Source organism: uncultured Algibacter sp. (genome assembly GCF_947495925.1).
In the GTDB taxonomy this organism is placed as follows: Bacteria; Bacteroidota; Bacteroidia; order Flavobacteriales; family Flavobacteriaceae; genus Algibacter_E.
The window spans coordinates 419,008-431,035 of record NZ_CANMAU010000003.1 but is presented as its reverse complement, the minus strand read 5'-3'; the positions used below and the strand labels follow the sequence as shown (position 1 = coordinate 431,035).

12 protein-coding genes are annotated in these 12,028 nt (G+C 34.1%); all 12 read right to left on the bottom strand.

Going from position 1 to position 12,028, the window contains the following annotated elements; all coding sequences use genetic code 11:
- Positions 1-69: 69 nt before the first annotated feature.
- The 12 genes from Q0857_RS08235 to Q0857_RS08180 all read right to left on the bottom strand — a co-directional run bounded on the left by Q0857_RS08235 (position 70) and on the right by Q0857_RS08180 (position 11,951).
- A complete protein-coding gene (locus Q0857_RS08235; protein WP_298533690.1) occupies positions 70-903 on the bottom strand; it encodes an ABC transporter ATP-binding protein in 834 nt (277 codons plus the stop codon).
- A gap of 9 nt (positions 904-912) precedes the next feature.
- Entirely contained in the window at positions 913-1,761 is an 849-nt protein-coding gene (locus tag Q0857_RS08230) for an ABC transporter ATP-binding protein (RefSeq protein WP_298533688.1), read from the bottom strand.
- 86 nt (positions 1,762-1,847) lie between these two features.
- Entirely contained in the window at positions 1,848-2,954 is a 1,107-nt protein-coding gene (locus Q0857_RS08225) for an ABC transporter permease (RefSeq protein ID WP_298533687.1), read from the bottom strand.
- Positions 2,955-3,034: 80 nt separating this feature from the next.
- Positions 3,035-4,429: a CmpA/NrtA family ABC transporter substrate-binding protein gene (locus tag Q0857_RS08220; protein ID WP_298533686.1), complete on the bottom strand. Its 1,395-nt coding sequence runs from the start codon at positions 4,427-4,429 to the stop codon at positions 3,035-3,037.
- Between the two features lie 542 nt (positions 4,430-4,971).
- Positions 4,972-5,343: a hypothetical protein gene (locus Q0857_RS08215; protein ID WP_298533684.1), complete on the bottom strand. Its 372-nt coding sequence runs from the start codon at positions 5,341-5,343 to the stop codon at positions 4,972-4,974.
- Positions 5,344-5,346: 3 nt separating this feature from the next.
- Positions 5,347-6,867, bottom strand: coding sequence for a PIN domain-containing protein (locus Q0857_RS08210; protein ID WP_298533683.1), 1,521 nt, complete (start codon positions 6,865-6,867; stop codon positions 5,347-5,349).
- A 544-nt stretch (positions 6,868-7,411) separates the two neighbouring features.
- A complete protein-coding gene (locus tag Q0857_RS08205; protein ID WP_298533681.1) occupies positions 7,412-8,119 on the bottom strand; it encodes a cytochrome c3 family protein in 708 nt (235 codons plus the stop codon).
- Between the two features lie 21 nt (positions 8,120-8,140).
- The gene (locus Q0857_RS08200; RefSeq protein ID WP_298533680.1) at positions 8,141-9,169 is read right to left on the bottom strand and encodes a 2Fe-2S iron-sulfur cluster-binding protein; all 1,029 of its coding nucleotides are present in this window, start codon (positions 9,167-9,169) and stop codon (positions 8,141-8,143) included.
- Positions 9,170-9,176: 7 nt separating this feature from the next.
- On the bottom strand, positions 9,177-9,659 hold the full coding sequence (locus tag Q0857_RS08195; RefSeq protein ID WP_298533679.1) for a hypothetical protein: 483 nt from the start codon (positions 9,657-9,659) through the stop codon (positions 9,177-9,179).
- Positions 9,660-9,750: 91 nt separating this feature from the next.
- Complete coding sequence (locus Q0857_RS08190; RefSeq protein WP_298533678.1) at positions 9,751-10,569, bottom strand: DUF3365 domain-containing protein; 819 nt, start codon at positions 10,567-10,569, stop codon at positions 9,751-9,753.
- 22 nt (positions 10,570-10,591) lie between these two features.
- The gene (locus Q0857_RS08185; RefSeq protein ID WP_298533677.1) at positions 10,592-11,008 is read right to left on the bottom strand and encodes a globin family protein; all 417 of its coding nucleotides are present in this window, start codon (positions 11,006-11,008) and stop codon (positions 10,592-10,594) included.
- A 193-nt stretch (positions 11,009-11,201) separates the two neighbouring features.
- Positions 11,202-11,951 carry a Crp/Fnr family transcriptional regulator gene (locus tag Q0857_RS08180; protein ID WP_298533676.1) on the bottom strand — a complete coding sequence of 250 codons (750 nt, stop codon included), beginning with the start codon at positions 11,949-11,951 and terminating at the stop codon, positions 11,202-11,204.
- Positions 11,952-12,028: the final 77 nt, after the last annotated feature.

Sequence of the window (12,028 nt, the reverse complement as noted above, 5' to 3'; positions counted from 1 at the left end):
AAGGATATAAATATCTTATTTATGATATATCTCATATTTTGAGTAGCTTCATTTATTCTAAATTTTGTTTTAATGTTCTAAAAAATCTATTAAGTGTTTTCTGTATTTATAATAGTCATCATGTTCCAAAACCGCTTTTCGCGTTCTTGGCCTTTCAAAATCAATATCTAAAACATCACCAATTTTTGCTTTTGGCCCACTAGTCATCATAACAACTCTATCTGCTAAAAAGATGGCCTCATCGACATCATGAGTAATCATAACTGCCGTGATTTTTTCTTTATTCCATATTTCAATTAAGGTATCCTGAAGCTCCCCGCGTGTTAGGGAATCTAACATCCCAAAAGGCTCATCTAAAAGCAATACTTTTGGTTTAATAGCAAATGCCCTTGCAATACCTACACGTTGCTGCATTCCTTGTGATAAGTCACTCGCTTTTTTATTAAAGGCATCTTCTAGTCCAACTTTTTGCAGATAATATTTTGCAATATCATGGCGTTGGGCTTTTGTAGCATGAGGAAACACTTGATTTACTCCTAATAATACATTCTGAAGTGAAGTCATCCAAGGCATTAAACTTGGTGCTTGAAAAATAACACCTCTATCTGGTCCAGGACCTTTAATATGTTTTCCTAATACGGAAATATAACCTCCAGAAATGGGATTTAAACCAGCTATCATAGATAGCATGGTCGTTTTACCACAACCAGAGTGCCCAATAATGGTGACAAATTCTTCTTTTTTTATCTGAAGATTTAAATCTTCTAGAACCACATAATCCCCTTTTGGTGTTGGATAAACTTTCTTTAAATTCTTTAAATCCAACATCACTTCAGAAGAAGGAAATGATCCTGCATCTTTTATTAAATTACTGGTTTTATGTTCTAATACATTAGTACTCATATTTCTATATTATTTAAAGCGTCCAATAAAACTTTTAGGTTCTAACTCTGGTAAAACGTAAGCTTCTTGTGCTTCAGATTTACGTTCATTCCCTATGTCCATCAAATATTCAATAATGGCATTTCTAGTTTCCTTAAAATTCGCATCATCATTTAATTCTGTTTTATCTCTAGGACGTTCAATATCAATTTTAAATTCAGGTCCTAAAGTTGCATTTGGCCCCGGACGTAGGGGAATAATTCGATCTGCCATATAAATACCTTCATCTACATCATTGGTAATCAATAAAGCGGTACGTTTATCTTGCTCCCAGATGTTTAAAATTTCATCTTGCAGGTTTCCACGAGTCAAAGCGTCTAAAGCCCCTAATGGCTCATCCATAATTATCATTTCAGGCTTCATGGCTAAGGCTCTAGCCACAGCTACACGCTGGCGCATACCTCCTGACAACTCTTTAGGTCGTTTATTTATTGCTGGTGTTAAACTTACCATTTCAACATAATTGGCAACAATCTCATTTAACTCTTTTTTACTCTTCTTAGGAAAAGCTTCTTTAACAGCCATATAAACGTTCTGTCCAACAGTTAACCATGGTAGCAGCGAATAATTCTGGAAAATAACACCGCGTTCATGGCTAGTGCCTTGTACCGGTTGTCCTTTAAATAAAACTTCACCTTTTGACGGTTCTATTAAGCCATTTATAAGATTTACTAAAGTTGTTTTTCCACTTCCCGTAAATCCAACAATTGCAACAAACTCCCCTTCCTCAATCGATAAATTTATATTCGAAAGCACCTCGGTTTCGGTATCCCCTTGTCCGTAAGTTTTATAAATATTATTTAATTCTAAGTATGCCATTTTTGTATTGTTTAAGCGTTTATTCGTTCAGCTGTTCAATCTTTGTTTCAATTCACAAATCCACAAATAAACCATTCAACATATTTCTAAATCGCGTCTGTTTTATCGAAAGACACCCAGTTCTGTATCGTTAACATCAATCGATCCAATAAGAACCCAATGATACCAATAACAAACATGGCTACGATTATTTTGGCATTGGAATCGTTTGCACCGTTTTGGAATTCCTCCCACACAAACAACCCTAGACCAGGACTTTGAGCCAATAATTCAATCGCTATTAATACCATCCAAGCTACCGATAACGTAATTTTTAAACCTGTAAATATTAATGGTAAAGATGATGGCAACACCACTTTAAATATTTTTTGAAAAGACCCTAATTTTAATACTTTAGCCACATTGATATAATCTTTATCTACCGATGATACACCCATAGCCGTATTAACCAAAGTTGCCCACATAGAACATAGTCCTACACTAATAAATGAAATAGTAAATGAGCTATCTTCATTGGAATCTATTAATACCGTTTTTACAATCATGAACACTAATAAGTACCAAACTACAGGAGATACAGGCTTAAATATTTGAATAAACCAGTTGAATGCACTCTTTAAAGTTGGACTTAATCCTATAAAAATTCCTAAAGGAACAGCAATTAATAGCGCTAATAAAAACCCAGCAAATACTGTTTTTAGACTTCTAAAAATTTGATCAACAAATGATGGTCTCCCAGTATATGTAATAGGTTCTTTTCCCTCGGCAATACGCTTTTCATTTAGCACTGCTGTTTTTTCTATAAAAGCTGCTTTATCTGCACTAATAATATTGTGATCTCTTAATAAGGATTGGTAAGAGGCCCAAACCTGACTTGGCGACGGCAAAGTATTTGGTTGACACCCAGACTCCCCAGAGGCTATACACTCACGTAATGCCTCAGCAGCAGCTGGTCCTTGATCTTCCAGTGCTTTTTCAATTTTAAATTCCGCCTCTATATTATATAATGACTGAGAACCCATATGCCACAGTCCTATAAATAATAGAATGGAAGCAAGTGGTACGACTACTTTACGAAGAAAGCTTATAAAATCTTCCTTTTCTAGTTTCCCAGTGAATAAGTCTTTTATTGTGCCTAAAAAACCTAATCCCATAAACTTGGTTACTTTTCCTAATGTTATGCTTTGCTTCATGACTTCTTAAGTTAGTTTCTAGTAGTTTTGTCATTCCATTCCGAAAAAACCGGAACGGAATGACAAAACTTAATTATTTTTTACTGTACTGCTTTATCTTTGTTTCCAATTTTAAAACTATTGATGTAAGAAATAGGGTCTTTAGCATCATATGTAGTTCCATCAATAAAATCGGAAGTTGGCGCTTTATATCCGTCTGTAGTTGGAACGTCTGACGCAGGAATATTACCTTCTTCCACTAAAAGCTTAGCTGCTTTAGTCCAGATATCAGGTCTGTAGATATCTTTAATCGTACTTGCATACCAATCGGCTGGCTTAGCTTCAGGAATTTGCCCCCATCTTCTCATTTGAGTTAAGAACCAGATACCATCAGAGTAAAACGGATAAGTTGCATTGTACTTATAGAATACATTAAAGTCTGGCATCTCACGTTTGTCACCTTTTTCAAATTCAAAAGTACCTGTCATTGAGTTTGCTAAAACCTCCACTGGAGCACCTACATATTGAGACATCGATAAGATTTCAACAGCTTCTTGTCTGTTTCCAGGCTCATCTAACCACTTCCCTGCTCTAATTAATGCTTTTGTTACAGCAATGGCAGTATTCGGGTTTTCTTCAACAAATTTCTTTGTCATTACGAATACTTTCTCTGGATTATTTTTCCAGATATCGTAGTTTGTTGTTACAGGAACACCAATACCTTTAAAAACGGCTTGTTGATTCCAAGGCTCACCTACACAATACCCATATATTGTACCTGCTTCAAGTGTTGCTGGCATTTGTGGCGGAGGGGTAACAGATAATAAAACCTCAGCATCAATTTGTCCTTGAACATTATCTGCAGTATACATGCCTGGGTGAATTCCAGCTGCCGCTAACCAATATCTAATTTCGTAGTTATGTGTAGATACGGGAAATACCATGCCCATTTTAAACGCTTTACCGTTAGTTTTATATTCGTCTATTACTGGTTTTAAAGCTTCTGCTTTAATTGGGTGAATCGGCTTTCCATCGGCACCTTTTGGTACATTTGGCTTCATTTTAGACCAAACATCGTTTGATACTGTGATACCGTTACCGTTTAAGTCCATGGAGAATGGTGTTACTAAATCTGCTTGACGACCAAAACCTGCGCCTGCAGCAATGGGCTGACCTGCCAACATATGAGATCCGTCTAACTGACCATCAATAACACGGTCTAATACATTTTTCCAGTTGGATTGTGCTTCAACAGAAACAAATAAGCCTTCATCTTCAAAGAATCCTTTTTCTTTTGCAATGGCTAATGGTGCCATATCTGTTAATTTGATAAATCCAAATGTTAATTGTGGCTTTTCAATATCTAGTGTTTTTGTTTTTGAAGTTTCGGCAACCGCAACTTCGACAACGTCTTTCTTTTTTTCTTTACCTCCACAAGCAACAAGTAATACTGCTAATGGTAAGATCCAAATTGATTTTTTAATTAGAGATTTCATAAGTTATGTTTTTATTAAACTAAGTATAATTACTTATTTTTAGGCAAATATATAAGTAGTATTAATTTTAGATTATGGTGATGATCATGTATAAACCTCTTTTTAATCCATGTAAAAACCTGTATTAAAACAGGTTTATAAATTAACAATTTGAAAAACAACAATTTAACTACAAAACAAACACACGTAGATTTACTTAAATTACTACGTATGAACAGGAATTTGTTGATAAAGTTTCAAGAATTTTAAGTTGAAAGGGGGAAAATTGAACAGAAAAGTGAAAGGTTTGGAGTGGCGAACTACTAGCTTAAATAATTTATATAACTACTAATTGATTTTTTGGCAGATAGCATCAATTGAAAGAATAGGATTTAAAGAAATAATAAAACTTTATGAAGATACATCCGTCCAGTATAAGAAGAGTAGAGCTTTCGTACGTAGGACTGAATTTAGCAAATAAAAACCGTATAGAAAATCCGCGAGGACTTTCGTAAATAGGCTTTTACTAGTAATGAATTATAAACATTGTTGGCAATAGTGTTTTATTTCACGTATGCAAATGATTGAGGTGGATGCAAATTAAAATCCGCTTTCAAACATTTTGGTTCTTTGTATTTTTTCTTGTTCTTAACTTGAATGGCAAACCCTTTTTCTCTCTCCGAAAAATATTCATAAAAAAAATCTTCTGTAATTCCCGAATGTTCTTTTGTCAAGTTCCAAAGTGTTTCAAGGTCATTATTGAAGATTTTACCGATTTCAAATTCGCCAATTACTTTTTGAACAGGTGATGATGCATAAACTATTATAGATTTTACATTATTATTCTTAAAAATGGCTTTTCTAAATTCAAATTTTTTAGAGCCATCAAAAATCTTAAAAGCAAATTCTGGTTTAATTGATAAAACGACTTTCATAGGTTATTTTCGGTTGTAAGCAAAATTAACTAATTTGTTAAACTGATTGTTATTTAATTCTATAAATCCACGTGGCATATTCATAATATCAGGAATTACGCCAATTATATTCAAGTCATTAAGCGTTGGCTTTGGTGTCGGAAAAGAGTGAGCGTAAAGAAACTTTATAACAAAAGGTCTGTATTTGGGGTATTTTTTCCACCAGTCTTTCTGTAAATCTTCTTTTTTAATCATTGTTCTTCTGAAACAAGCCTTATAAAATTCATCAAAAGATGCAAATCCGTCGATTACTTCCTCTACAATACAAATTGATGTTACTGTACTAGAATATTTTTTTGGCTTTGTATCTCCCATTCTGTAAACAATAATAATATCTCCTGGCTTAAGATGCCTGTCTTTAGAGTGTGAAATGTATACTTTTCCAATTCTATTCCGATGTGGTTCGTTTTCTGTATATTTTGTTTTGTCTTCTCTTGTATTAATACTGTCGGGAAATAATTCCGTATGATATTGAGGTTCTATTTTGATTATATACTTTCTTGTATCTCTTGAAAAAAATGGAAAAGAAAGTTTTGGTTTATTAATTTCAATTGGTTGTGATTTTCCAAAAGGTCTTGTTAAAACAATTTCATCCCCATTTTTTGTAGATTTTATTCCGTGTTCTACAAAACCCCAACCTTTAAGCATATCTATTAGCTGTCCTTGCTCTGGTCTTTTATCAAATATAGTTACATATATTTCATCAACTTTATATTGAATAGCATTATCAAATACAATTTTCAAGAATCTTTCTCCAATTTTATATCCGTTACTAATTACTTTTAGGGTTCCAATTTTCAGTCTTTTCTTCTTGTCGAATATTGGTTTTATTTCAGAGTAATTTTCCGTTTTTTCTTCAACTTTTATGTAAAGAAATGCCGTTAAGTTATTATCGCTGTAGCATACATAACAAACTTTGTCAAATTTTGATTTAAACCAATTATCAAATTCATTATAATCTTGTCGGAAGCTATCAAAAAAATTGTCACTAATATCTACTTCTGCAAAATCAGCTTTTTTAACTGCCAGGACATTGTATTGAACTAAATCTGGGTTTTCAGATGTGACTTTTTCGAGAAATGACTGAATTTTAAAAACTTTTTCAGAAAGTCCAAGCCTTGACGCTTTAGCGTGTATTTTTTTGTCCTGCGTAATTAATAAATCTATTCTGCCTTCATAGATTTCGTTTAACAGATGAGTGTCATTAATATCATTATCATTTACATCAAATTCTGCACTTACACTTAGTACAGTCTCCGAAAAAGGAAGTTGATGCTTAATTCTATTATAGCTATCTAATTTTATTGAAAAAGTCTCAACTACATGTTTATTCTGATAAGAATTGATTTCAGATATTGTGATTGGATGAATGTATTTTTCATAATGTAGCTTATCAATCCAATTAAATAATTGTCCAATATCGTGTTCAACAACTCTGTTAGCTTCTCTATGAATAATTATGTTAGTATCTAAAAGTACTTTCATTTATTGATAGTTCTTGGGTTTATTCACAATATTGCCAACGGTTAGATATAGTAAGTTCTTAATGAACTATAACGTTCGATAAGCTAAGTTCGTGTTTTATGACAGAAAAATCAACTATGTTTACACTTATTTTTCAATAAATCCGTCATGTTGAAATCGCAAGGAAAAGTTAAAATACTGCACGGTTATTGCTCCCACAACAATGCAGAGGTGTTAGCTTTTTAAAACGGTATTAGCAAACACACCCGCGTTAGGGACTGCAACGGCATCCTTTTGTTTTCCAAGAAAAGATGACCGATCTTAAGGAAAAGTGACTTTTATGGTATAGCCCTATCTTTGTGGGAAGCACAGAAAACAAAAGATATAGCGAAACATTTATGTTCATGAATTCAATAGTTTAAGATAGCAACCCATGAATAAAAGCCCGACCCGACCTAAGGCGGGTAACGCCCAAAACATCTTTCACAAAAAAACCAGCCTTTATCTCTAAAGACTGGTTGCTGAAGAATACATACACGAATGTATGAAGCAAAAATTAGCCCATTTAATTTTCTAAGGTTTTAAGCCATGCTTCTTGAGATAGGGCCATGTATTTTTTATTGCTGCCATAGGGATCTTCGCCTCCCTCGAAATAATGCTGAATCAATTTCATAGGTATGGTGTCCTTTAACTTTTCTGGTACATCGTACCTGTGGTTACCGTGGAAATCGTGACATTGTATACAGGTTGACCACTGCTCTTTGGCTATAAGGCGTTTATGAGATACGTCTAAAGGATCGTTTTCAACATCCAAATCTTGGTGGCAATTCATACAGTAATTAATATTTGCTACCGAAACGCGCTCGCCTTCGTGCTCGGTATGACAGGTAACACAAGTTGTGGCATCGATATGCTGCACAGCCTCTTTAAATCGAGGTTCGGAAAAACGATAAGTGGGATGCCTGTCATTTGGGCGGTCGTGACATTGTAAACAGTTATCGACCGTTACATCTTGAGTTCCAAAATCGACACCTTCGTCCCTAGCACCCACCGCATGGGCAATATTAGATTGCACTTGCTGAAGTAAATTACCTTTAGCATCGGCATGACACGCAAAACAGTTTAAATCTTGATGACCTGTATTCATGGGGCCAATAGACACGTAGTCTTCGGTAGCCTCTAAGGTTAGAATATAACATATAAATGCGCCCAAAACTAAACCTATAATACCGCCTAAAAATTGTCTTTTACGTAATGGACTTACTTTAAACATTGTGCTAATTATTTTAAAATATTAAATCTCTATAACCACTTTTTCGCTTACTGGATAACTGATACAGGTTAAAATATCACCATTATCGACATCGGATGGTGGTAAAAAATGGCCGTCCGTCATTTTTACTTCGCCCTCTACACATTTGGCTTTACAGGTAGAACACATACCTGACCTGCATGAATAAGGTAGAACGATATTATCTGACATCGCCTGCTTTAATATGGATACATTACCTTTTACTTTTATATTATGCGCTTTACCATCTAACTTTAGTGTAACATCGCTCAACAAATCTTTCCCCGTAACTTTTACTTCTGGACTTTTAAAGACTTCGAGTTTTATTTGATTTCTGGCAATACCGTTTTCTTTTAAAATGTCTTTAATTTTTTCCATGTAACCAAATGGTCCGCAAATCATATAGCTATGGTCATCGTAGGCTATATGGTGCTTTGCAAGTATGGCATTAATAAGTGCTGTTGTGGCTAAACCTGCGTTATAATTGTCTTTATCTTCTTTGTTTGAAGATACAATATGCTCTACTATAAAATGTTCTGGATATTGTTTTTCGATGGCTTTTATCTCATCATGAAAAATGATAGATTCCATATTTTGGTTAGCATAAATAAGTAATACTTTAGAATATGGTTCTTCTGTTAATACTGATTTCACTATGGAGAACATAGGTGTTACACCACTTCCGCCAGCAAATAACACATATTGTTTTTCTGCTTTTTTAGAAGGTTCTATGTAAAAAGAGCCAGCAGGGTCATCAACTTCTAGCTTATCGCCTACTTTTAAATTATCGTGTACGTAGTTTGAAACTAATCCTTTTTCTACGCGCTTGATAGTAATTTTTAAGTCTTTATCGGTGTATGGATTACTACTGAAGGAATAGGCGCGTTTTTGTACCATGCTATCCATGGGTACATGTATGGTTAAAAATTGCCCTGGTTTGTATTTTAATTTTTTAAAAAAATTACCATTTTTAAAACAGATACTTACAGCATCATTGGTTTCTTTAATTATATCTTTTACTACTAACTTCATACATCATCTATTTATAATAAAACACCATGGTCATATGAAATACCATTATAATTGTAACCACTATAGAAAGCGCTACATGGGCAATCATCCAACCTTTAAATAAAGCATCACTACTATTCTTTAGAACATCTAAATTGAAATACCCAAGTAGCGTATTGGCGAAGAATATATAGGATAACAGCAATAAATAACCGTAACCTAAAGTCATACTATGGATATAAAACAATAACGGACTCATAGCACCTAACCACTTATGAATAGTCTGCATGCTCATAGCATGTTTGCGCCATTTACCAATGGTTCTGGTTAAGGTTAACACCCATTGAAATGTAATAAATACAGCTAGTCCTAAACCAGACCAGCGTTTATACATTTCTTCTTGTTGCAACTGAAATAACCAACTCCATTCTAATTTTAATAAGAATTGTAAAAAGAACGCAACGAGTAATACCAACCCAATTAAGGTAGATTTGTTATTGCTTATAACCATATTTTAGGACGATTTAATTAAAAGCAATTGTACATGCCCACATCCAAATAAAAAATAAATGAGCACTATTGCCATCTTAACACTAAACTATTTATTCGTTTGCCGCGACTAAGTGTTTCATAGTTTCGTAAGATGTTAACTTCTTAACACTATCTAAAAACACTTCAGCTGTTGGCAGGTAGTTCCCTTCTGCTGGCCATTTTTTACCTATTTCTGGTTTTTCACTATCCTTAAATGCTTCAATTTCATCAAGGTATTCTAAGTAGATATCTACTGTACCTTGTGCATAAGAATTTAATACGGCTACAGTTTCTTTATACGATAAAGAATCTTTTGGATATTGCCATGTCGTTGCTCCCATAACATCACCTAGTTTCCAATCGGTTTTTGAAGTTTGTGGGTGATCGTTATGACAAGATACACAGGCACCAGCACTTGCCAAATCTGCAAACATGGCAGTATGTAATTTTTGATCTTCATCATAGAAAAACTGCGGCTTTTGGTCTTTTTTAATCTCTGTGAATAATTCTGCTTGCTTACCTTCAAATTTATTGGCTGCATTTACAGGGAAATCAGATCCTAAATATAAACCTAGTGGTACAGGACTTTTTCTAATGCTTGTAGCTACACCTCTTAAAAACAAAGCAGGTAATGGTCCAGCTTCAACATCGTCTTTTCTCCAATCTTCGTCAAACTTCATCCCTTGCTTCTTCCCTTTTCCAACAATGGCTTTGGTATACAATGTTCTGGTAATATCGTTTTCTTTGGCTACCATTTCTAATACTTCTTCAACTGAAAATGCATTTTCTACACCTCCCGTCGCTGATTTTTCTTCTGGAACACCTCCACAAGCATTTAAAAGAAGTAAACCGAATGCGCTTAATAATGAGAATTTATATATCGTTTTCATAATGAATAGTTTTTGGGGTTAATTAATAAGACGCTTTAATCATAACATCAGCCATAGTTCCGTAAACATCTGCCCAGGCATTTTTTACTTCTACAGTAAAATCATCTCCCAATCCTGCTTCAAGTGTTCCTAATAATGCAGCACCTACAGTGTCATAATGCGATGGCTCCACTTTATAATCTACATGGCGTTTCCCTAAACCTTCTAGCACAGGAATTAAAGCTTCAATATTGCTTAATCCTGCTACAGCAGCTCCAAGCATAGTCATCAACTTATTACCTTGTTCTACCATCGCACCTTCTTTATTGGTTGGAAAGAGTGGTTTTAGTGCTGGGTCTAATTCAAATAATTTTGAATAAAAAATTTCAGCGGCTGCTGGTGCTATTGGTTTTACTTTTTCGAATGATTCTTGTACAAGAGAGACTGTTTTTGCTTCCATAGTTTTATATTTTGATTTGTCTACTTAACTTAAATAAGTATTAATACTTATATGTGACAAATGTAGAATGTAAATCTCTAAGCAATTATGAAAATAAGCAGTTGTGAAGCATCTTTTATGCCATACAAAAAACTGTGAAAAAGCAGGTATCTAAAAAAAAGCATAAAAAATAGGCCTTGGGCCTAAATGATTCTTACGAATCCAAAAAGTAATTATGATCGTCTATTTCTTGCTTTAGAAACCGTACATCGTTAATCCCAATTTTTTTCCCTTTGGCAATTATCAAATTTTCTTTTTTAAGCGCAGAAAACACTCGAATAACTTGTTCTTCTGTAGTACCTGCATAATCCGCATACTCCCTTCTACTTAATGGTAAATCAAGAAAACCACTTAGATCACCAAACTTTCTATGGATATACAATAAGGAATCTATAACGCGCTCGCGAACTGTCATTTGAGAAATAGACTTTACCTTGTTTTCACTTCGGTTGAGTTCGTTGGCATAAAACAGCATCATATCGTACGCAAACTTAGGTGTTTCAAGCAATGTACTTTGTAAATGGTCTTTTGAAAAATAGCACAATACCGAGTCTTGCAGCGCTATAGCCCCTATAGAATAATACTCTTCTGTACCAAAACCTCGATGCCCAATAATTTCGCCTTCTTTGGCAAAACGTACAATTTGCTCCCTGCCGTTAATGCCTGTTCTAAACACTTTTACAGTACCTTTTAATATAAAAAACAATCCGTTAACCGGAGCGCCTTCCATAATAAACTGTTGTCCCTTTTTACATTTTAAGGTATTCTTATTTTTTACAAATTCGGAATCTGAAAGTATGGACAAATTACGTTTAATAAGACAGTTGTTGTTTAAACACGCCCCACATGACAAATCTGTATTTGCCTTAGATTTAGAACTAATATATACGTTAGTTGATGTCATAATTATAAAAATCCAATTCAAAATTAAGTAATAATACTTAGTTTATAAAACGCATTGATAATTTTTACGAGACCAGC

Excerpts from the sequence above, each read along its gene's own strand:
- Q0857_RS08230 (WP_298533688.1), bottom strand. The coding sequence starts at position 1,761 with ATGGCATACTTAGAATTAAATAATATTTATAAAACTTACGGACAAGGG.
- Q0857_RS08205 (WP_298533681.1), bottom strand. The coding sequence starts at position 8,119 with ATGTTTAAAGTAAGTCCATTACGTAAAAGACAATTTTTAGGCGGTATT.
- Q0857_RS08190 (WP_298533678.1), bottom strand. The coding sequence starts at position 10,569 with ATGAAAACGATATATAAATTCTCATTATTAAGCGCATTCGGTTTACTT.
- Q0857_RS08220 (WP_298533686.1), bottom strand. The coding sequence starts at position 4,429 with ATGAAATCTCTAATTAAAAAATCAATTTGGATCTTACCATTAGCAGTA.
- Q0857_RS08235 (WP_298533690.1), bottom strand. The coding sequence starts at position 903 with ATGAGTACTAATGTATTAGAACATAAAACCAGTAATTTAATAAAAGAT.
- Q0857_RS08210 (WP_298533683.1), bottom strand. The coding sequence starts at position 6,867 with ATGAAAGTACTTTTAGATACTAACATAATTATTCATAGAGAAGCTAAC.
- Q0857_RS08195 (WP_298533679.1), bottom strand. The coding sequence starts at position 9,659 with ATGGTTATAAGCAATAACAAATCTACCTTAATTGGGTTGGTATTACTC.
- Q0857_RS08180 (WP_298533676.1), bottom strand. The coding sequence starts at position 11,951 with ATGACATCAACTAACGTATATATTAGTTCTAAATCTAAGGCAAATACA.
- Q0857_RS08225 (WP_298533687.1), bottom strand. The coding sequence starts at position 2,954 with ATGAAGCAAAGCATAACATTAGGAAAAGTAACCAAGTTTATGGGATTA.
- Q0857_RS08200 (WP_298533680.1), bottom strand. The coding sequence starts at position 9,169 with ATGAAGTTAGTAGTAAAAGATATAATTAAAGAAACCAATGATGCTGTA.
- Q0857_RS08215 (WP_298533684.1), bottom strand. The coding sequence starts at position 5,343 with ATGAAAGTCGTTTTATCAATTAAACCAGAATTTGCTTTTAAGATTTTT.
- Q0857_RS08185 (WP_298533677.1), bottom strand. The coding sequence starts at position 11,008 with ATGGAAGCAAAAACAGTCTCTCTTGTACAAGAATCATTCGAAAAAGTA.